This is a genomic window from Escherichia sp. MAL-1 (assembly GCF_052948035.1).
Genome location: NZ_CM129609.1, coordinates 4,658,392 through 4,676,429, shown reverse-complemented (window position 1 = coordinate 4,676,429; position 18,038 = coordinate 4,658,392). Strand labels below are relative to the sequence as shown.

The 18,038-nt window shown below is 52.0% G+C and carries 11 protein-coding genes, 1 tRNA gene, 2 rRNA genes and 1 riboswitch; of the genes, 11 read left to right on the top strand and 3 right to left on the bottom strand.

Annotated features, from left to right (window positions below; genetic code table 11):
* Positions 1–271: 271 nt before the first annotated feature.
* Complete coding sequence (gene argE, locus ACU8XX_RS23300; RefSeq protein ID WP_001301272.1) at positions 272–1,423, bottom strand: acetylornithine deacetylase; 1,152 nt, start codon at positions 1,421–1,423, stop codon at positions 272–274.
* A gap of 153 nt (positions 1,424–1,576) precedes the next feature.
* On the opposite strand from argE, the gene argC reads away from it, so the two are divergent.
* The 4 genes from argC to oxyR all read left to right on the top strand — a co-directional run bounded on the left by argC (position 1,577) and on the right by oxyR (position 5,983).
* Complete coding sequence (gene argC / locus ACU8XX_RS23295) at positions 1,577–2,581, top strand: N-acetyl-gamma-glutamyl-phosphate reductase (RefSeq protein WP_000935370.1); 1,005 nt, start codon at positions 1,577–1,579, stop codon at positions 2,579–2,581.
* A 7-nt stretch (positions 2,582–2,588) separates the two neighbouring features.
* Positions 2,589–3,365 carry an acetylglutamate kinase gene (gene argB, locus ACU8XX_RS23290; protein WP_001302318.1) on the top strand — a complete coding sequence of 259 codons (777 nt, stop codon included), beginning with the start codon at positions 2,589–2,591 and terminating at the stop codon, positions 3,363–3,365.
* A 60-nt stretch (positions 3,366–3,425) separates the two neighbouring features.
* A complete protein-coding gene (gene argH / locus ACU8XX_RS23285; RefSeq protein ID WP_016241742.1) occupies positions 3,426–4,799 on the top strand; it encodes an argininosuccinate lyase in 1,374 nt (457 codons plus the stop codon).
* Between the two features lie 266 nt (positions 4,800–5,065).
* On the top strand, positions 5,066–5,983 hold the full coding sequence (gene oxyR, locus ACU8XX_RS23280; protein WP_001025939.1) for a DNA-binding transcriptional regulator OxyR: 918 nt from the start codon (positions 5,066–5,068) through the stop codon (positions 5,981–5,983).
* On the opposite strand, the gene sthA is transcribed toward oxyR, so the two are convergent.
* Positions 5,966–7,366 carry a Si-specific NAD(P)(+) transhydrogenase gene (gene sthA, locus ACU8XX_RS23275; protein WP_001120810.1) on the bottom strand — a complete coding sequence of 467 codons (1,401 nt, stop codon included), beginning with the start codon at positions 7,364–7,366 and terminating at the stop codon, positions 5,966–5,968. The genes oxyR and sthA overlap by 18 nt on opposite strands.
* Before the next feature lie 330 nt (positions 7,367–7,696).
* Here sthA and fabR point away from each other — a divergent pair, with 330 nt between their 5' ends.
* Complete coding sequence (gene fabR, locus ACU8XX_RS23270; protein WP_001309117.1) at positions 7,697–8,347, top strand: HTH-type transcriptional repressor FabR; 651 nt, start codon at positions 7,697–7,699, stop codon at positions 8,345–8,347.
* Positions 8,347–8,706, top strand: coding sequence for a YijD family membrane protein (locus ACU8XX_RS23265; protein WP_000806411.1), 360 nt, complete (start codon positions 8,347–8,349; stop codon positions 8,704–8,706). The genes fabR and ACU8XX_RS23265 overlap by 1 nt, the downstream gene beginning before the upstream one ends.
* 39 nt (positions 8,707–8,745) lie before the next feature.
* Here the strand turns inward: ACU8XX_RS23265 and trmA are convergent, their stop codons facing one another.
* Entirely contained in the window at positions 8,746–9,846 is a 1,101-nt protein-coding gene (trmA, locus tag ACU8XX_RS23260; RefSeq protein ID WP_000187022.1) for a tRNA (uridine(54)-C5)-methyltransferase TrmA, read from the bottom strand.
* A 113-nt stretch (positions 9,847–9,959) separates the two neighbouring features.
* Positions 9,960–10,149, top strand: a riboswitch (cobalamin riboswitch).
* A gap of 65 nt (positions 10,150–10,214) precedes the next feature.
* Here trmA and btuB point away from each other — a divergent pair.
* The 5 genes from btuB to ACU8XX_RS23235 all read left to right on the top strand — a co-directional run bounded on the left by btuB (position 10,215) and on the right by ACU8XX_RS23235 (position 18,034).
* Entirely contained in the window at positions 10,215–12,059 is a 1,845-nt protein-coding gene (btuB, locus tag ACU8XX_RS23255; RefSeq protein ID WP_000591359.1) for a TonB-dependent vitamin B12 receptor BtuB, read from the top strand.
* Positions 12,004–12,861, top strand: coding sequence for a glutamate racemase (murI, locus tag ACU8XX_RS23250; protein ID WP_000201820.1), 858 nt, complete (start codon positions 12,004–12,006; stop codon positions 12,859–12,861). The genes btuB and murI overlap by 56 nt, the downstream gene beginning before the upstream one ends.
* A gap of 373 nt (positions 12,862–13,234) precedes the next feature.
* Positions 13,235–14,776 (top strand): 16S ribosomal RNA (locus tag ACU8XX_RS23245).
* Between the two features lie 85 nt (positions 14,777–14,861).
* Positions 14,862–14,937 (top strand) — tRNA-Glu (locus ACU8XX_RS23240).
* Positions 14,938–15,130: 193 nt separating this feature from the next.
* Positions 15,131–18,034, top strand: a 23S ribosomal RNA gene (locus ACU8XX_RS23235).
* Together the 16S and 23S rRNA genes with 1 tRNA gene alongside form the textbook arrangement of a ribosomal RNA operon.
* Positions 18,035–18,038: the final 4 nt, after the last annotated feature.

Sequence of the window (18,038 nt, the reverse complement as noted above, 5' to 3'; positions counted from 1 at the left end):
CTTTTCGTCGTCTTTTATAAAGCCACGTAAAAGCGGTGACGTCAAATGCTGCGAAATCGCTTCAGCAAACGAATAAATAGCAGGAATTTACGTCATTAAATTCACGACGCTTTAAATAAGCGTAACTTATGGAAATGTTAAAAAATCGCCATACATAACACCAAAGGTGTAGGTCGGATAAGATGCGCAAGCATCGCATCCGACATTATTGCGGCACAGGAGTTTGGCAACGGTGCCGGATGCGGCGCGAGCGCCTTATCCGGCCTACGTTTTAATGCCAGCAAAAATGGTGAATTACCTGGATAATCAACTCACGGGTGGGTTTAATAAACCGCGTCTCCAGATATTCATCAGGCTGATGAGCTTGATTGATGGAACCCGGACCGAGCACCAGCGTCGGGCATAACGTTTGAATAAACGGCGCTTCGGTACAGTAATTCACCACTTCGGTTTTTGCTCCGAGCAATTTCTCAACCACTTCAACCAGTTGATGATTCGGTGGGCATTCATAGCCAGGGATCGGCGGATGCAGCTCGTCGACCGTCAGACGACCCGGCCAGCGTTCGCTCACCGGAGCCAATGCATCGTTGAGCAAACCATTAAGTTCATTGAGTGTCATGCCAGGCAGCGGACGAATATCCATATGCAACTCACAGCAAGCGCAAATACGGTTAGAAGCGTCGCCACCGTGAATATGCCCGAGGTTGAGCGTAGGGTATGGCACGGTAAACGCTTCGTAGTGATAACGTTCTTTCAGGTTATCGCGCAATTGCAAAATATGCCCGATGGCGTCGTGCATTAGTTCGATAGCGTTAACTCCGCGTGCTGGATCGCTGGAGTGCCCCGACTGGCCCTGAATACGGATGGCGTTAGAGATATGACCTTTATGTGCGCGTACCGGTTGTAGTGACGTCGGTTCGCCAATGATGGCGCAATCCGGGCGCAGGGCGGTAGTTTCGGCAAAATAACGCGCTCCGGCCATACTGGTTTCTTCATCAGCAGTCGCCAGAATGTAGAGCGGTTTTTTCAGTTTCGTGACGTCGACATCGCGTAGCGCATCAAGGATAAACGCAAAAAAGCCTTTCATGTCGGCGGTGCCTAAGCCGTAAAGCTTGCCGTCATGCTCCGTCAGTGTAAACGGATCGCGCGTCCAGCGACCGTCATCAAATGGCACCGTATCGGTATGCCCCGCCAGCAACAAGCCGCCAGCCCCCTGTCCGATACTTGCCAGCATATTGAATTTGTTGCGAGTTCCTGGAACAGGCTGCACTTCCACATTGAAGCCCAAATCTTTAAACCAGTCCGCCAGCAGAGTGATTAAATCTGCATTGCTTTGATCGAGTGCCTCTTCCGTGGCGCTTATTGAAGGTGTGGCAATCAGAGCGCGGTAAATCTCGATAAATGGCGGTAATTTGTTTTTCATTGTTGACACACCTCTGGTCATGATAGTATCAATATTCATGCAGTATTTATGAATAAAAATACACTAACGTTGAGCGTAATAAAACCCACCAGCCGTAAGGTGAATGTTTTACGTTTAACCTGGCAACCAGACATAAGAAGGTGAATAGCCCCGATGTTGAATACGCTGATTGTGGGTGCCAGCGGCTACGCTGGCGCAGAGCTAGTGACCTATGTAAATCGCCATCCGCATATGAACATAACCGCTTTGACTGTTTCAGCGCAAAGCAATGATGCGGGAAAGTTAATCTCCGATTTGCATCCGCAGCTAAAAGGCATCGTTGATCTGCCGTTGCAGCCGATGTCGGATATCAGCGAGTTTAGCCCAGGGGTGGACGTAGTGTTTCTCGCCACCGCCCATGAAGTTAGCCACGATTTAGCGCCGCAGTTTCTTGAAGCGGGCTGCGTGGTGTTCGACCTTTCCGGCGCGTTTCGTGTTAACGACGCCACCTTCTATGAAAAATATTACGGCTTTACCCATCAATACCCGGAACTGTTGGAACAGGCAGCCTACGGTCTGGCGGAGTGGTGCGGTAATAAATTAAAAGAAGCGAATTTGATTGCGGTGCCGGGCTGTTATCCGACGGCGGCACAGCTGGCGCTGAAACCGTTGATTGATGCCGATCTTCTTGACCTCAATCAGTGGCCGGTGATCAACGCCACCAGCGGCGTGAGCGGTGCAGGGCGTAAAGCGGCCATTTCAAACAGCTTTTGTGAAGTTAGCCTGCAACCGTATGGCGTCTTTACTCATCGCCATCAACCAGAGATCGCCACACACCTCGGTGCTGACGTTATCTTCACCCCACATCTGGGCAATTTCCCGCGCGGCATTCTCGAAACCATTACCTGCCGCCTGAAATCGGGTGTGACCCAGGCGCAAGTCGCGCAAGTGTTACAGCAGGCGTATGCCCATAAACCGCTGGTGCGGCTGTATGACAAAGGCGTTCCGGCGCTGAAAAATGTCGTTGGGCTGCCATTTTGCGATATCGGGTTTGCCGTTCAGGGCGAGCATCTGATTATTGTGGCGACCGAAGACAACTTACTGAAAGGCGCGGCGGCACAAGCGGTACAGTGCGCCAATATTCGTTTCGGCTATGCGGAAACGCAGTCTCTTATTTAAGGGTGCAATGATGAATCCATTAATTATCAAACTGGGCGGCGTACTGCTGGATAGTGAAGAGGCGCTGGAACGTCTGTTTAGCGCACTGGTGAATTATCGTGAGTCACATCAGCGTCCGCTGGTGATTGTGCACGGCGGCGGTTGCGTGGTGGATGAGCTGATGAAAGGGCTGAATCTGCCGGTGAAAAAGAAAAATGGCCTGCGGGTGACGCCTGCGGATCAGATAGACATTATCACCGGAGCACTGGCGGGAACGGCAAATAAAACCCTGTTGGCATGGGCGAAGAAACATCAGATTGCGGCCGTAGGTTTGTTTCTCGGTGACGGCGACAGCGTCAAAGTGACCCAGCTTGATGAAGAGTTAGGCCATGTTGGACTGGCGCAGCCAGGTTCGCCTAAGCTTATCAACTCCTTGCTGGAGAACGGTTATCTGCCGGTGGTCAGCTCCATTGGCGTAACAGACGAAGGGCAACTGATGAACGTCAATGCCGACCAGGCGGCAACGGCGCTGGCGGCAACGCTGGGCGCGGATCTGATTTTGCTCTCCGACGTCAGCGGCATTCTCGACGGCAAAGGGCAACGCATTGCCGAAATGACCGCCGCGAAAGCAGAACAACTGATTGAGCAGGGCATTATTACTGACGGCATGATAGTGAAAGTGAACGCGGCGCTGGATGCGGCCCGCACGCTGGGCCGTCCGGTAGATATCGCCTCCTGGCGTCATGCGGAGCAGCTTCCGGCACTGTTTAACGGTATGCCGATGGGTACGCGGATTTTAGCTTAAGTTTTGTTGGCCGGAGGCGCAGCTTTCCGGCATTGAATTTCAAAATAAGGAAACAGAGTTATGGCACTTTGGGGCGGGCGTTTTACCCAGGCAGCAGATCAACGGTTCAAACAATTCAACGACTCACTGCGCTTTGATTACCGTCTGGCGGAGCAGGATATTGTTGGCTCTGTGGCCTGGTCCAAAGCCCTGGTCACGGTAGGCGTGTTAACCGCAGAAGAGCAGGCGCAACTGGAAGAGGCGCTGAACGTGTTGCTGGAAGATGTTCGCGCCAGGCCACAACAAATCCTTGAAAGCGACGCCGAAGATATCCATAGCTGGGTGGAAGGCAAACTGATCGACAAAGTGGGCCAGTTAGGCAAAAAGCTGCATACCGGGCGTAGCCGTAATGATCAGGTAGCGACTGACCTGAAACTGTGGTGCAAAGATACCGTTAGCGAGTTACTGACGGCTAACCGGCAGCTGCAATCGGCGCTGGTGGAAACCGCACAAAACAATCAGGACGCGGTAATGCCAGGTTACACTCACCTGCAACGCGCCCAGCCGGTGACGTTCGCGCACTGGTGCCTGGCCTATGTTGAGATGCTGGCGCGTGATGAAAGCCGTTTGCAGGATGCGCTTAAGCGTCTGGATGTCAGCCCGCTAGGCTGTGGCGCGCTGGCGGGAACGGCCTATGAAATCGACCGTGAACAGTTAGCAGGCTGGCTGGGCTTTGCTTCGGCGACCCGTAACAGTCTCGACAGCGTTTCTGACCGTGACCATGTGTTGGAACTGCTTTCTGCTGCCGCTATCGGCATGGTGCATCTGTCGCGTTTTGCTGAAGATCTGATTTTCTTTAACACCGGCGAAGCGGGGTTTGTGGAGCTTTCTGACCGCGTGACTTCCGGTTCATCATTAATGCCGCAGAAGAAAAACCCGGATGCGCTGGAGCTGATTCGCGGTAAATGCGGTCGGGTGCAGGGGGCGTTAACCGGCATGATGATGACGCTGAAAGGTTTGCCGCTGGCTTACAACAAAGATATGCAGGAAGACAAAGAAGGTCTGTTCGACGCGCTCGATACCTGGCTGGACTGCCTGCATATGGCGGCGCTGGTGCTGGACGGCATTCAGGTGAAACGTCCACGTTGCCAGGAAGCGGCTCAGCAGGGTTACGCCAACGCCACCGAACTGGCGGATTATCTGGTGGCGAAAGGCGTACCGTTCCGCGAGGCGCACCATATTGTTGGTGAAGCGGTGGTGGAAGCCATTCGTCAGGGCAAACCGCTGGAAGATCTGCCGCTCAGTGAGTTGCAGAAATTCAGTCAGGTGATTGACGAAGATGTCTATCCGATTCTGTCGCTGCAATCGTGCCTCGACAAGCGTGCGGCAAAAGGCGGCGTCTCACCGCAGCAGGTGGCGCAGGCGATTGCTTTTGCGCATGCTCGGTTAGGGTAAGAACATTTATATGTATAAATTTGAGCCTGGCTTATCGCCGGGCTTTTTTATGGCAAAAAAAAGCGGATCCTGGAGATCCGCAAAAGTTCACGTTGGCTTTAGTTATTCGAGTTGAGAAACTCTCGAAACGGGCAGTGACTTCAAGGGTTAAAAGAGGTGCCGCTCCGTTTCTGTGAGCAATTATCAGTCAGAATGCTTGATAGGGATAATCGTTCATTGCTATTCTACCTATCGCCATGAACTATCGTGGCGATGGAGGATGGATAATGAATATTCGTGATCTTGAGTACCTGGTGGCATTGGCTGAACACCGCCATTTTCGGCGTGCGGCAGATTCCTGCCACGTTAGCCAGCCGACGCTTAGCGGGCAAATTCGTAAGCTGGAAGATGAGCTGGGCGTGATGTTGCTGGAGCGGACCAGCCGTAAAGTGTTGTTCACCCAGGCGGGAATGCTGCTGGTGGATCAGGCGCGTACCGTGCTGCGTGAGGTGAAAGTCCTTAAAGAGATGGCAAGCCAGCAGGGCGAGACGATGTCCGGACCGCTGCACATTGGTTTGATTCCCACAGTTGGACCGTACCTGCTACCGCATATTATCCCTATGCTGCACCAGACCTTTCCAAAGCTGGAAATGTATCTGCATGAAGCACAGACCCACCAGTTACTGGCGCAACTGGACAGCGGCAAACTCGATTGCGTGATCCTCGCGCTGGTGAAAGAGAGCGAAGCATTCATTGAAGTGCCGTTGTTTGATGAGCCAATGTTGCTGGCTATCTATGAAGATCACCCGTGGGCGAACCGCGAATGCGTACCGATGGCCGATCTGGCAGGGGAAAAACTGCTGATGCTGGAAGATGGTCACTGTTTGCGCGATCAGGCAATGGGTTTCTGTTTTGAAGCCGGGGCGGATGAAGATACACACTTCCGCGCGACCAGCCTGGAAACTCTGCGCAACATGGTGGCGGCAGGTAGCGGGATCACTTTACTGCCAGCGCTGGCTGTGCCGCCGGAGCGCAAACGCGATGGGGTTGTTTATCTGCCGTGCATTAAGCCGGAACCACGCCGCACTATTGGCCTGGTTTATCGTCCTGGCTCACCGCTGCGCAGCCGCTATGAGCAGCTGGCAGAGGCCATCCGCGCAAGAATGGATGGCCATTTCGATAAAGTTTTAAAACAGGCGGTTTAAACCGTTTAACGCAGCTACCCGATAGGCTTCCGCCATCGTCGGGTAGTTAAAGGTGGTGTTGACGAAGTACTCAATAGTGTTGCCGCCACCTTTCTGTTCCATAATCGCCTGACCGATATGAATAATTTCGGCAGCGCGCTCGCCAAAGCAGTGAATACCCAGAATCTCTTTTGTTTCCCGATGGAACAAAATTTTCAGCGTGCCCACGTTCATGCCGACGATTTGTGCGCGTGCCAGATGTTTAAACTGGGCGCGGCCCACTTCATATGGCACTTTCATTGCGGTCAGCTGCTGTTCGGTTTTGCCCACAGAGCTGATTTCCGGGATGGTGTAAATACCGGTAGGGATATCTTCAATCAGATGTGCGGTGGCTTCGCCTTTTACCAGCGCCTGTGCGGCAATGCGCCCCTGGTCATAGGCCGCCGACGCCAGGCTCGGATAACCAATCACGTCGCCCACCGCGTAAACGTGTGGCTGTGCGGTCTGATACATGCTGTTGACCTTCAGCTGTCCGCGGCTGTCAGTTTCTAGCCCAATGTTCTGTAACGCCAGCGAATCGGTATTACCGGTGCGACCGTTGGCATAGAGCAGGCAGTCAGCTTTCAGTTTTTTACCCGACTTCAGATGCATGATCACACCATCGTCACAGCCTTCGATCTTCTCGTACTCTTCGTTGTGACGAATCACTACGCCACTGTTCCAGAAGTGATAGGAGAGAGAATCTGACATCTCTTGATCGAGAAATGCCAGCAGGCGATCGCGGGTGTTGATCAGATCCACTTTTACATCCATACCGCGGAAGATCGACGCATATTCACAGCCGATCACTCCAGCACCATAGATAAGTACATGGCGCGGTTCGTGGTGCATGCTGAGAATTGAGTCGCTGTCGTAAATGCGTGGATGGGTGAAATCAACATCTGTTGGATGATATGGACGAGAGCCGCAGGCAATAACAAATTTTTCAGCGGTTAGTGTTTCAACGCTGCCGTCCGGGCAATCCAGCGCCAACGTATGCTCGTCAACAAAGCGAGCGTTTCCCTGCAATATTTCACAGTGATTACGTTCGTAAAATCCCTGACGCATGCGCGTTTGTTGATTAATCACGTTATCGGCATGGTTAAGGATATCGGCAAAAGAAGAGCGGAGCAGTCGGGAATGGTCGCTGTAAAGTGGGTTTTGATTGAATTCTATAATGCGGCTGACGGCGTGACGGAGAGCTTTCGACGGGATGGTGCCCCAGTGGGTGCAACCGCCGCCAACATTTTGATAACGCTCGATAACTGCGACGCGCGCACCTTGCTTAACCAGGCCCATTGCAGCGCCTTCGCCGCCGGGGCCGGAACCTATTACTATGGCATCGTAATCGTAGGAATGTGGCATGGTAGGGCTTACCTATTCTTATACATAAAAGCAACAGAATGGTAACATTTTATCGCGGGTAAGCCAATTGATCCCCGTCATTTATCTGGCTATATCCTGAGCGGCCTTTGCTTTGTCTGTTTCTTACTTTTGCCCTGACGTTTTATTGGATTTTTATCGACGATACTCTCCGTTTAAGCGGCAGGTTTCCGCTGTACGTAAAAGAACCGGCCAAAGAATTGCAGTAAATATGTTTTATTGCGTTACCGTTCATTCACAATACTGGAGCAATCCAGTATGTTCATTCTCTGGTATAGTGCCAGCAGTACTTTTGGCAAGGATTCAGACATCGTGATGGGCGTAAGAGCGCAACAAAAAGAAAAAACCCGCCGTTCGCTGGTGGAAGCCGCATTTAGCCAATTAAGTGCTGAACGCAGCTTCGCCAGCCTGAGTTTGCGTGAAGTGGCGCGTGAAGCGGGCATTGCTCCCACCTCTTTTTATCGGCATTTCCGCGACGTAGACGAACTGGGTCTGACCATGGTTGATGAGAGCGGTTTAATGCTACGCCAACTCATGCGCCAGGCGCGTCAGCGTATCGCCAAAGGCGGGAGTGTGATCCGCACCTCGGTCTCCACATTTATGGAGTTCATCGGTAATAATCCTAACGCCTTCCGGTTATTATTGCGGGAACGCTCCGGCACCTCCGCTGCGTTTCGTGCCGCCGTTGCGCGTGAAATTCAGCACTTCATTGCGGAACTTGCGGACTATCTGGAACTCGAAAACCATATGCCGCGTGCGTTTACTGAAGCGCAAGCCGAAGCAATGGTGACAATTGTCTTCAGTGCGGGTGCCGAGGCGTTGGACGTCGGCGTCGAACAACGTCGGCAATTAGAAGAGCGACTGGTACTGCAACTGCGAATGATTTCGAAAGGGGCTTATTACTGGTATCGCCGTGAACAAGAGAAAACCGCAATTATTCCGGGAAATGTGAAGGACGAGTAATGAAACAAGCAAATCAAGATAGAGGTACGCTGCTGCTGGCGTTAGTTGCTGGCTTATCGATTAATGGTACTTTCGCAGCGCTGTTTAGCTCCATTGTGCCATTTTCTGTATTCCCGATTATTTCCCTGGTGCTGACGGTTTACTGCCTGCATCAACGTTATCTTAATCGCACTATGCCGGTAGGCTTGCCGGGTCTGGCAGCTGCCTGTTTTATTCTCGGCGTACTGCTGTACAGCACGGTAGTTCGTGCGGAATATCCGGATATCGGCTCTAACTTCTTCCCGGCAGTACTCTCCGTCATTATGGTGTTCTGGATTGGCGCGAAGATGCGTAACCGTAAGCAGGAAGTTGCTGAGTAATCGGTATTATGCCGGATGCTGGCGCATCCGGCATGGGTTTTACTTCGCGGTCAGTAATACGCCGCACTCCATATGGTGCGTGTAGGGGAACTGATCAAACAGAGCCAGACGTTCGACCTTGTGCGTCTGGCTTAATGTTTCCAGATTCTTGCATAACGTTTCCGGGTTACAGGAGATGTACAAAATACGCGGATACGCCTGCACCATTTTCTCGGTTTCACTGTCCAGACCGCTGCGCGGTGGGTCGACAAAAATGGTTTCGCACTGATAACTCTTTAAGTCGATCCCTTGCAGGCGGTTAAACTCGCGCACACCATTCATCGCCTGAGTAAATTCTTCTGCCGCCATACGAATAATTTGTACGTTATCAATATGGTTAGCTGCGATGTTGTATTGCGCAGCAGCAACCGACGGCTTAGCGATTTCGGTGGCTAATACCCGATCAAAATTGCGCGCCAGCGCTAATGAAAAGTTACCGTTGCCGCAGTACAGCTCCAGTAAATCGCCTTTTGAGCCTTTGGTTACGTCCAGCGCCCATTCCAGCATCTGAATATTCATCGCCGCGTTCGGCTGGGTAAAGCTGTTTTCTACCTGACGGTAGATCATCTCTTTCCCTGCGACCGGCAGACGTTCATCGATGTAATCCTGATCCAGCTCGATTTTGGTTTTCGTTGCCCGACCAATCAGATGCACATTCAGATTCTGCGCGCGCAGTGCATCGCGCAGGGCCTCCGCTTCCTGACGCCACTCATCATCCAGCTTCTTATGGTATAGCAGGGAAACCACCGCCTGATTACTCAGCGTAGTGAGGTAATCAATCTGGAACAACTTGTGGCGCAGAACGGGATTATTACGCACACCCGCAATCATCGCCGTCATCAACTGGTTGATAAGTTCACTGGCGGCGGGGAAGCTATCCACGCGGATGCGGCTTTTGGTTTGTTGATCGAAAATGATGTGATACAGGTCATCGCCATCGTGCCAGATGCGGAACTCCGCGCGCATCCGGTAATGACTGACCGGCGAGCGAAACACTTCCGGAACCAGGTCAGAAAACGGTGCCATCATACTTTGCAAACGTACCACTTTTTCGGCTAACTGCGCTTCATACTGTTCTGTTGGAAGGTGTTCGGGGGTCATGATGTATCCTGAAAAATTAAAGTACGCGGCGATTGTAGGGATTGCTCATCAGATGTCCAGATCTTGATGAATTCCTATTTGTGAGCTACGTCTGGACAGTAACTTGTTACAACCTGTAGCATCCACTTGCCGGTCCTGTGAGTTAATAGGGAATCCAGTGCGAATCTGGAGCTGACGCGCAGCGGTAAGGAAAGGTGCGATGATTGCGTTATGCGGACACTGCCATCCGGTGGGAAGTCATCATCTCTTAGTATCTTAGATACCCCTCCAAGCCCGAAGACCTGCCGGCCAACGTCGCATCTGGTTCTCATCATCGCGTAATATTGATGAAACCTGCGGCATCCTTCTTCTATTGTGGATGCTTTACAATGATTAAAAAAGCTTCGCTGCTGACGGCGTGTTCCGTCACGGCATTTTCCGCTTGGGCACAGGATACCAGCCCGGATACTCTCGTCGTTACTGCTAACCGTTTTGAACAGCCGCGCAGCACTGTGCTTGCACCAACCACCGTTGTGACCCGTCAGGATATCGACCGCTGGCAGTCGACCTCGGTCAATGATGTGCTGCGCCGTCTTCCGGGCGTCGATATCACCCAAAACGGCGGTTCAGGTCAGCTCTCATCTATTTTTATTCGCGGTACAAATGCCAGTCATGTGTTGGTGTTAATTGATGGCGTACGCCTGAATCTGGCGGGGGTGAGTGGTTCTGCCGACCTTAGCCAGTTCCCTATTGCGCTTGTCCAGCGTGTTGAATATATCCGTGGGCCGCGCTCCGCTGTTTATGGTTCCGATGCAATAGGCGGGGTGGTGAATATCATCACGACGCGCGATGAACCCGGAACGGAAATTTCAGCAGGGTGGGGAAGCAATAGTTATCAGAACTATGATGTCTCTACGCAGCAACAACTGGGGGATAAGACACGGGTAACGCTGTTGGGCGATTATGCCCATACTCATGGTTATGATGTTGTTGCCTATGGTAATACCGGAACGCAAGCGCAGACAGATAACGATGGTTTTTTAAGTAAAACGCTTTATGGCGCGCTGGAGCATAACTTTACTGATGCCTGGAGCGGCTTTGTGCGCGGCTATGGCTATGATAACCGTACCAATTATGACGCGTATTATTCTCCCGGTTCACCGTTGCTCGATACCCGTAAACTCTATAGCCAAAGTTGGGACGCCGGGCTGCGCTATAACGGCGAACTGATTAAATCACAACTCATTACCAGCTATAGCCATAGCAAAGATTACAACTACGATCCCCATTATGGTCGTTATGATTCGTCGGCGACGCTCGATGAGATGAAGCAATACACCGTCCAGTGGGCAAACAATGTCATCGTTGGTCACGGTAGTATTGGTGCGGGTGTCGACTGGCAGAAACAGACTACGACGCCGGGTACAGGTTATGTTGAGGATGGATATGATCAACGTAATACCGGCATCTATCTGACCGGGCTGCAACAAGTCGGCGATTTTACCTTTGAAGGCGCAGCACGCAGTGACGATAACTCACAGTTTGGTCGTCATGGAACCTGGCAAACCAGCGCCGGTTGGGAATTCATCGAAGGTTATCGCTTCATTGCTTCCTACGGGACATCTTATAAGGCACCAAATCTGGGGCAACTGTATGGCTTCTACGGAAATCCGAATCTGGACCCGGAGAAAAGCAAACAGTGGGAAGGCGCGTTTGAAGGCTTAACCGCTGGGGTGAACTGGCGTATTTCCGGATATCGTAACGATGTCAGTGACTTGATCGATTATGATGATCACACCCTGAAATATTACAACGAAGGGAAAGCGCGGATTAAGGGCGTCGAGGCGACCGCCAATTTTGATACCGGACCACTGACGCATACTGTGAGTTATGATTATGTCGATGCGCGCAATGCGATTACCGACACGCCGTTGTTACGCCGTGCTAAACAGCAGGTGAAATACCAGCTCGACTGGCAGTTGTATGACTTCGACTGGGGTATTACTTATCAGTATTTAGGCACTCGCTATGATAAGGATTACTCATCTTATCCTTATCAAACCGTTAAAATGGGCGGTGTGAGCTTGTGGGATCTTGCGGTTGCGTATCCGGTCACCTCTCACCTGACAGTTCGTGGTAAAATAGCCAACCTGTTCGACAAAGATTATGAGACAGTCTATGGCTACCAAACTGCAGGACGGGAATACACCTTGTCTGGCAGCTACACCTTCTGAACCACGTCCCACCGTGCTGGTGTTTGACTCCGGCGTCGGTGGGTTGTCGGTCTATGACGAGATCCGGCATCTCTTACCGGATCTCCATTACATTTATGCTTTCGATAACGTCGCTTTCCCGTATGGCGAAAAAAGCGAAGCGTTTATTGTTGAGCGAGTGGTGGCAATTGTCACCGCGGTGCAAGAACGTTATCCCCTTGCGCTGGCTGTGGTCGCTTGCAACACTGCCAGTACCGTTTCACTTCCTGCATTACGCGAAAAGTTCGACTTCCCGGTTGTTGGTGTCGTGCCGGCGATTAAACCTGCTGCACGTCTGACGGCAAATGGCATTGTCGGATTACTGGCAACCCGCGGAACAGTTAAACGTTCTTATACTCATGAGCTGATCGCGCGTTTCGCTAATGAATGCCAGATAGAAATGCTGGGCTCGGCAGAGATGGTTGAGTTGGCTGAAGCGAAGCTACATGGCGAAGATGTTTCTCTGGATGCACTAAAACGTATCCTACGCCCGTGGTTAAGAATGAAAGAGCCGCCAGATACCGTTGTATTGGGTTGCACCCATTTCCCTCTACTACAAGAAGAACTGTTACAAGTGCTGCCAGAGGGAACCCGGCTGGTGGATTCTGGCGCAGCGATTGCTCGCCGAACGGCCTGGTTGTTAGAACATGAAGCCCCGGATGCAAAATCTGCCGATGCGAATATTGCCTTTTGTATGGCAATGACGCCAGGAGCTGAACAATTATTGCCCGTTTTACAGCGTTACGGCTTCGAAACGCTCGAAAAACTGGCAGTTTTAGGCTGATTTGGTTGAATGTTGCGCGGTCAGAAAATTATTTTAAATTTCCTCTTGTCAGGCCGGAATAACTCCCTATAATGCGCCACCACTGACACGGAACAACGGCAAACACGCCGCCGGGTCAGCGGGGTTCTCCTGAGAACTCCGGCAGAGAAAGCAAAAATAAATGCTTGACTCTGTAGCGGGAAAGCGTATTATGCACACCCCGCGCCGCTGAGAAAAAGCAAAGCGGCACTGCTCTTTAACAATTTATCAGACAATCTGTGTGGGCACTCGAAGATACGGATTCTTAACGTCGCAAGACGAAAAATGAATACCAAGTCTCAAGAGTGAACACGTAATTCATTACGAAGTTTAATTCTTTGAGCATCAAACTTTTAAATTGAAGAGTTTGATCATGGCTCAGATTGAACGCTGGCGGCAGGCCTAACACATGCAAGTCGAACGGTAACAGGAAGCAGCTTGCTGCTTTGCTGACGAGTGGCGGACGGGTGAGTAATGTCTGGGAAACTGCCTGATGGAGGGGGATAACTACTGGAAACGGTAGCTAATACCGCATAACGTCGCAAGACCAAAGAGGGGGACCTTCGGGCCTCTTGCCATCGGATGTGCCCAGATGGGATTAGCTAGTAGGTGGGGTAACGGCTCACCTAGGCGACGATCCCTAGCTGGTCTGAGAGGATGACCAGCCACACTGGAACTGAGACACGGTCCAGACTCCTACGGGAGGCAGCAGTGGGGAATATTGCACAATGGGCGCAAGCCTGATGCAGCCATGCCGCGTGTATGAAGAAGGCCTTCGGGTTGTAAAGTACTTTCAGCGGGGAGGAAGGGAGTAAAGTTAATACCTTTGCTCATTGACGTTACCCGCAGAAGAAGCACCGGCTAACTCCGTGCCAGCAGCCGCGGTAATACGGAGGGTGCAAGCGTTAATCGGAATTACTGGGCGTAAAGCGCACGCAGGCGGTTTGTTAAGTCAGATGTGAAATCCCCGGGCTCAACCTGGGAACTGCATCTGATACTGGCAAGCTTGAGTCTCGTAGAGGGGGGTAGAATTCCAGGTGTAGCGGTGAAATGCGTAGAGATCTGGAGGAATACCGGTGGCGAAGGCGGCCCCCTGGACGAAGACTGACGCTCAGGTGCGAAAGCGTGGGGAGCAAACAGGATTAGATACCCTGGTAGTCCACGCCGTAAACGATGTCGACTTGGAGGTTGTGCCCTTGAGGCGTGGCTTCCGGAGCTAACGCGTTAAGTCGACCGCCTGGGGAGTACGGCCGCAAGGTTAAAACTCAAATGAATTGACGGGGGCCCGCACAAGCGGTGGAGCATGTGGTTTAATTCGATGCAACGCGAAGAACCTTACCTGGTCTTGACATCCACAGAACTTTCCAGAGATGGATTGGTGCCTTCGGGAACTGTGAGACAGGTGCTGCATGGCTGTCGTCAGCTCGTGTTGTGAAATGTTGGGTTAAGTCCCGCAACGAGCGCAACCCTTATCCTTTGTTGCCAGCGGTCCGGCCGGGAACTCAAAGGAGACTGCCAGTGATAAACTGGAGGAAGGTGGGGATGACGTCAAGTCATCATGGCCCTTACGACCAGGGCTACACACGTGCTACAATGGCGCATACAAAGAGAAGCGACCTCGCGAGAGCAAGCGGACCTCATAAAGTGCGTCGTAGTCCGGATTGGAGTCTGCAACTCGACTCCATGAAGTCGGAATCGCTAGTAATCGTGGATCAGAATGCCACGGTGAATACGTTCCCGGGCCTTGTACACACCGCCCGTCACACCATGGGAGTGGGTTGCAAAAGAAGTAGGTAGCTTAACCTTCGGGAGGGCGCTTACCACTTTGTGATTCATGACTGGGGTGAAGTCGTAACAAGGTAACCGTAGGGGAACCTGCGGTTGGATCACCTCCTTACCTTAAAGAAGCGTTCTTTGCAGTGCTCACACAGATTGTCTGATAGAAAGTGAAAAGCAAGGCGTCTTGCGAAGCAGACTGATACGTCCCCTTCGTCTAGAGGCCCAGGACACCGCCCTTTCACGGCGGTAACAGGGGTTCGAATCCCCTAGGGGACGCCACTTGCTGGTTTGTGAGTGAAAGTCACCTGCCTTAATATCTCAAAACTCATCTTCGGGTGATGTTTGAGATATTTGCTCTTTAAAAATCTGGATCAAGCTGAAAATTGAAACACTGAACAACGAAAGTTGTTCGTGAGTCTCTCAAATTTTCGCAACACGATGATGAATCGAAAGAAACATCTTCGGGTTGTGAGGTTAAGCGACTAAGCGTACACGGTGGATGCCCTGGCAGTCAGAGGCGATGAAGGACGTGCTAATCTGCGATAAGCGTCGGTAAGGTGATATGAACCGTTATAACCGGCGATTTCCGAATGGGGAAACCCAGTGTGATTCGTCACACTATCATTAACTGAATCCATAGGTTAATGAGGCGAACCGGGGGAACTGAAACATCTAAGTACCCCGAGGAAAAGAAATCAACCGAGATTCCCCCAGTAGCGGCGAGCGAACGGGGAGGAGCCCAGAGCCTGAATCAGTGTGTGTGTTAGTGGAAGCGTCTGGAAAGGCGCGCGATACAGGGTGACAGCCCCGTACACAAAAATGCACATATTGTGAGCTCGATGAGTAGGGCGGGACACGTGGTATCCTGTCTGAATATGGGGGGACCATCCTCCAAGGCTAAATACTCCTGACTGACCGATAGTGAACCAGTACCGTGAGGGAAAGGCGAAAAGAACCCCGGCGAGGGGAGTGAAAAAGAACCTGAAACCGTGTACGTACAAGCAGTGGGAGCATGCTTAGGCGTGTGACTGCGTACCTTTTGTATAATGGGTCAGCGACTTATATTCTGTAGCAAGGTTAACCGAATAGGGGAGCCGAAGGGAAACCGAGTCTTAACTGGGCGTTAAGTTGCAGGGTATAGACCCGAAACCCGGTGATCTAGCCATGGGCAGGTTGAAGGTTGGGTAACACTAACTGGAGGACCGAACCGACTAATGTTGAAAAATTAGCGGATGACTTGTGGCTGGGGGTGAAAGGCCAATCAAACCGGGAGATAGCTGGTTCTCCCCGAAAGCTATTTAGGTAGCGCCTCGTGAATTCATCTCCGGGGGTAGAGCACTGTTTCGGCAAGGGGGTCATCCCGACTTACCAACCCGATGCAAACTGCGAATACCGGAGAATGTTATCACGGGAGACACACGGCGGGTGCTAACGTCCGTCGTGAAGAGGGAAACAACCCAGACCGCCAGCTAAGGTCCCAAAGTCATGGTTAAGTGGGAAACGATGTGGGAAGGCCCAGACAGCCAGGATGTTGGCTTAGAAGCAGCCATCATTTAAAGAAAGCGTAATAGCTCACTGGTCGAGTCGGCCTGCGCGGAAGATGTAACGGGGCTAAACCATGCACCGAAGCTGCGGCAGCGACGCTTATGCGTTGTTGGGTAGGGGAGCGTTCTGTAAGCCTGTGAAGGTGTACTGTGAGGTATGCTGGAGGTATCAGAAGTGCGAATGCTGACATAAGTAACGATAAAGCGGGTGAAAAGCCCGCTCGCCGGAAGACCAAGGGTTCCTGTCCAACGTTAATCGGGGCAGGGTGAGTCGACCCCTAAGGCGAGGCCGAAAGGCGTAGTCGATGGGAAACAGGTTAATATTCCTGTACTTGGTGTTACTGCGAAGGGGGGACGGAGAAGGCTATGTTGGCCGGGCGACGGTTGTCCCGGTTTAAGCGTGTAGGCTGGTTTTCCAGGCAAATCCGGAAAATCAAGGCTGAGGCGTGATGACGAGGCACTACGGTGCTGAAGCAACAAATGCCCTGCTTCCAGGAAAAGCCTCTAAGCATCAGGTAACATCAAATCGTACCCCAAACCGACACAGGTGGTCAGGTAGAGAATACCAAGGCGCTTGAGAGAACTCGGGTGAAGGAACTAGGCAAAATGGTGCCGTAACTTCGGGAGAAGGCACGCTGATATGTAGGTGAAGCGACTTGCTCGTGGAGCTGAAATCAGTCGAAGATACCAGCTGGCTGCAACTGTTTATTAAAAACACAGCACTGTGCAAACACGAAAGTGGACGTATACGGTGTGACGCCTGCCCGGTGCCGGAAGGTTAATTGATGGGGTTAGCGCAAGCGAAGCTCTTGATCGAAGCCCCGGTAAACGGCGGCCGTAACTATAACGGTCCTAAGGTAGCGAAATTCCTTGTCGGGTAAGTTCCGACCTGCACGAATGGCGTAATGATGGCCAGGCTGTCTCCACCCGAGACTCAGTGAAATTGAACTCGCTGTGAAGATGCAGTGTACCCGCGGCAAGACGGAAAGACCCCGTGAACCTTTACTATAGCTTGACACTGAACATTGAGCCTTGATGTGTAGGATAGGTGGGAGGCTTTGAAGTGTGGACGCCAGTCTGCATGGAGCCGACCTTGAAATACCACCCTTTAATGTTTGATGTTCTAACGTTGACCCGTAATCCGGGTTGCGGACAGTGTCTGGTGGGTAGTTTGACTGGGGCGGTCTCCTCCTAAAGAGTAACGGAGGAGCACGAAGGTTGGCTAATCCTGGTCGGACATCAGGAGGTTAGTGCAATGGCATAAGCCAGCTTGACTGCGAGCGTGACGGCGCGAGCAGGTGCGAAAGCAGGTCATAGTGATCCGGTGGTTCTGAATGGAAGGGCCATCGCTCAACGGATAAAAGGTACTCCGGGGATAACAGGCTGATACCGCCCAAGAGTTCATATCGACGGCGGTGTTTGGCACCTCGATGTCGGCTCATCACATCCTGGGGCTGAAGTAGGTCCCAAGGGTATGGCTGTTCGCCATTTAAAGTGGTACGCGAGCTGGGTTTAGAACGTCGTGAGACAGTTCGGTCCCTATCTGCCGTGGGCGCTGGAGAACTGAGGGGGGCTGCTCCTAGTACGAGAGGACCGGAGTGGACGCATCACTGGTGTTCGGGTTGTCATGCCAATGGCACTGCCCGGTAGCTAAATGCGGAAGAGATAAGTGCTGAAAGCATCTAAGCACGAAACTTGCCCCGAGATGAGTTCTCCCTGACTCCTTGAGAGTCCTGAAGGAACGTTGAAGACGACGACGTTGATAGGCCGGGTGTGTAAGCGCAGCGATGCGTTGAGCTAACCGGTACTAATGAACCGTGAGGCTTAACCTTACAA

Coding starts and splice junctions, on each gene's coding strand:
- argC (WP_000935370.1), top strand. CDS start 1,577: ATGTTGAATACGCTGATTGTGGGTGCCAGCGGCTACGCTGGCGCAGAG.
- ACU8XX_RS23265 (WP_000806411.1), top strand. CDS start 8,347: ATGAAACAAGCAAATCAAGATAGAGGTACGCTGCTGCTGGCGTTAGTT.
- sthA (WP_001120810.1), bottom strand. CDS start 7,366: ATGCCACATTCCTACGATTACGATGCCATAGTAATAGGTTCCGGCCCC.
- argH (WP_016241742.1), top strand. CDS start 3,426: ATGGCACTTTGGGGCGGGCGTTTTACCCAGGCAGCAGATCAACGGTTC.
- argB (WP_001302318.1), top strand. CDS start 2,589: ATGATGAATCCATTAATTATCAAACTGGGCGGCGTACTGCTGGATAGT.
- murI (WP_000201820.1), top strand. CDS start 12,004: ATGGCTACCAAACTGCAGGACGGGAATACACCTTGTCTGGCAGCTACA.
- argE (WP_001301272.1), bottom strand. CDS start 1,423: ATGAAAAACAAATTACCGCCATTTATCGAGATTTACCGCGCTCTGATT.
- btuB (WP_000591359.1), top strand. CDS start 10,215: ATGATTAAAAAAGCTTCGCTGCTGACGGCGTGTTCCGTCACGGCATTT.
- trmA (WP_000187022.1), bottom strand. CDS start 9,846: ATGACCCCCGAACACCTTCCAACAGAACAGTATGAAGCGCAGTTAGCC.
- oxyR (WP_001025939.1), top strand. CDS start 5,066: ATGAATATTCGTGATCTTGAGTACCTGGTGGCATTGGCTGAACACCGC.